The sequence below is a fragment of the Bartonella sp. AD328YNZD genome (assembly GCF_042196425.1).
This window is the reverse complement of the sequence record NZ_JBHIQG010000365.1, coordinates 1-2,288: the sequence shown is the minus strand read 5'-3', so window position 1 is coordinate 2,288 and position 2,288 is coordinate 1. Positions and strand designations below refer to the sequence as shown.

Genomic DNA, 2,288 nt, shown 5'->3' with positions numbered 1-2,288 from the left:
CGGGGAAATTTTATCGCTTTAGGTCCCGCTTTATCACGACGTCCCTTACCAATCATTATCGGTTCTGTTGAAACTTTGGCACGCTCTTCTAGTCCTAAATTAATGCCACTTCCAACAGAGCGGGATGATGTGCAAGAGCTCGTTTTTACTGCTTCACCAGAGGAAATTTTAACGCCATTTAAACAAACACGAGAGCCGATGAGGGAAAAATCAATGCACGAGATGTTAGAGGAGGTAGTACATAAAAAACAAGAGCTGTTGGAAGAAAACTTGAGTTTATTTCCTGAACTTTCTGATGTTGAGCGTGACGGCCAAGCAGAACATATTATTCGGGAAATTCTTGAGGATTCTGAGGCTTTTTATCGTTCAACAGCGGTGCTTTATCAAGATTTTTCAGTTCGTTGCCGTATCCATGGTATGTCAAAGGTTCCTTTTAATCTTTCACAATTTCGGCGTAAATTGGCTATTGCTCAGGCTTTTGTTGATGAACAAACGGCTGTCAGTGAACATTGGAAACATATTTTGCAGATATCAGAAAGTTTGGAAGAAGATGTTCAAGGAGTCTTCTTGAACGTGGCTCAAGCCGCATTGGGCGGAAAGCCTTGTCCATCCGATGCATTTTTAGCACGTCTTTATGGGACTCATTCTTTAAGCCGCGTCCGTCGGCTTTTAACCTACTTTGAAGAACGCGGTCTCATTGTTATTCATACGCATTTTAGTGGCCAACGCATTGTTGCATTTCCTGATCTTGGTGTTGAAACAGCACCAGGAGATCCCAAGGAACCACTTTAACCAAATAAGCTTGAAACGGATTGTTCTGCTGCTGTCCTTGCTATTGCTTCTCCCATAAGGTCGGCAATGGGCAAAACACGAATATTATGGGTTTTCTCAATAGCTTGTGTTGGCATGATTGAATCTGTAATAACCAATTCTTTCATCTCTGAATTGGCAATTCGCTCGATTGCATTACCAGAAAGAACACCGTGCGTGATATAAGCTGTGACACTATTGGCACCATGTTTAAGCAGAGCACTTGCTGCATTGCATAAAGTTCCACCTGAATCAACAATATCATCAAGCAAAAGGCAATCTTTTCCCGATACATCTCCAATGATATTCATAACTTCTGATTCACCGGGGCTTTCGCGACGTTTATCCACAATAGCGAGCAAACTGTTCAAGCGCTTGGCGAGTGCGCGCGCGCGCACCACACCACCCACATCAGGTGAAACAACGATAACATTTTCAAGAGAATAATGCACTTTGACATCGCGAGAAATGACAGGAACAGCATAGAGATTATCTGTAGGGATATCAAAAAAACCTTGAATTTGTCCTGCATGAAGGTCCAATGTTAAAACACGATGGGCCCCTGCTTCAGTAATGAGGTTGGCAACAAGTTTTGCAGAAATAGGAGTTCGTGGTCCTGGTTTTCTATCTTGGCGTGCATAGCCAAAATAGGGGATAACAGCTGTAATACGACGCGCAGAAGAACGACGAAGGGCATCAATCATGATGAGTAATTCCATCAAATGATCATTTGCGGGATAGGATGTAGATTGCAAAACAAAAACATCTTGTCCACGTACATTTTCATGCAGTTCTACGAAAATTTCTTGATCAGCAAAGCGCTTTACAGTTGCTTTGCCTAAGGGGATGTTCAAATAATTTGCAACATCTTCAGCTAGGCGTGGATTAGAATTTCCGCAGAAAAGTTTCATAGTAGAACCTCTGAATCATCATGGTAGGAATGCGACACGGTTTTTAATTTCTTTTTATTAAATTGCAAGAAAACAATTACAAAACCATTACAATTTTATTGATTATTATTAAAGAGCTATGCAGTATGTTTTCTCTTTTTCCAAAAGTTTGTTACTTTTAGAGCAAAGTTTTTTCTCCATGCGGCAAAGAAAAACATATTGATTAAGCTTTTTGGTTATTACTTTATAAAAATACTTTCAATATGGGGAATGTTTCATATTTAAGATGAATGAAAGGGAGTAATAAAAAGAAGTATTATCTTGCCTTCAATCATTATAACCAAACATTGAAAATGATCATAGCGAAGGCTATCATATTTTATGGGCTGGTAGATAATTTCGTGAAAAAAGCAAAGTATAATGGGATTTATTTTTATATTTGGGTAAAAAGTTTAGTTTTGCAGTTTTGGTATTGTTCTCAAGCATAAAAGGGGCTCATCTTTTATTTTTCAGCATAATAGCAGAAATTTGCCGTCCGTAATCGGGTTCGTTGCGGTGTATTGCACGGCGATAGGAGAAAAAACGCTG

The 2,288-nt window shown here is 39.5% G+C and carries 1 protein-coding gene and 2 pseudogenes; 1 reads left to right on the top strand and 2 read right to left on the bottom strand.

The window, feature by feature from the left end; genetic code table 11:
* Nucleotides 1–792: pseudogene (locus tag ACFIO3_RS11830) on the top strand (ATP-binding protein); the annotation flags it as partial.
* Here ACFIO3_RS11830 and ACFIO3_RS11825 read toward each other — a convergent pair.
* On the bottom strand, nucleotides 789–1,721 hold the full coding sequence (locus tag ACFIO3_RS11825) for a ribose-phosphate pyrophosphokinase (RefSeq protein WP_375606345.1): 933 nt from the start codon (nucleotides 1,719–1,721) through the stop codon (nucleotides 789–791). The pseudogene ACFIO3_RS11830 and the gene ACFIO3_RS11825 overlap by 4 nt on opposite strands.
* 474 nt (nucleotides 1,722–2,195) lie before the next feature.
* Nucleotides 2,196–2,288 (bottom strand): annotated as a pseudogene (locus tag ACFIO3_RS11820) (polyphenol oxidase); the annotation flags it as partial.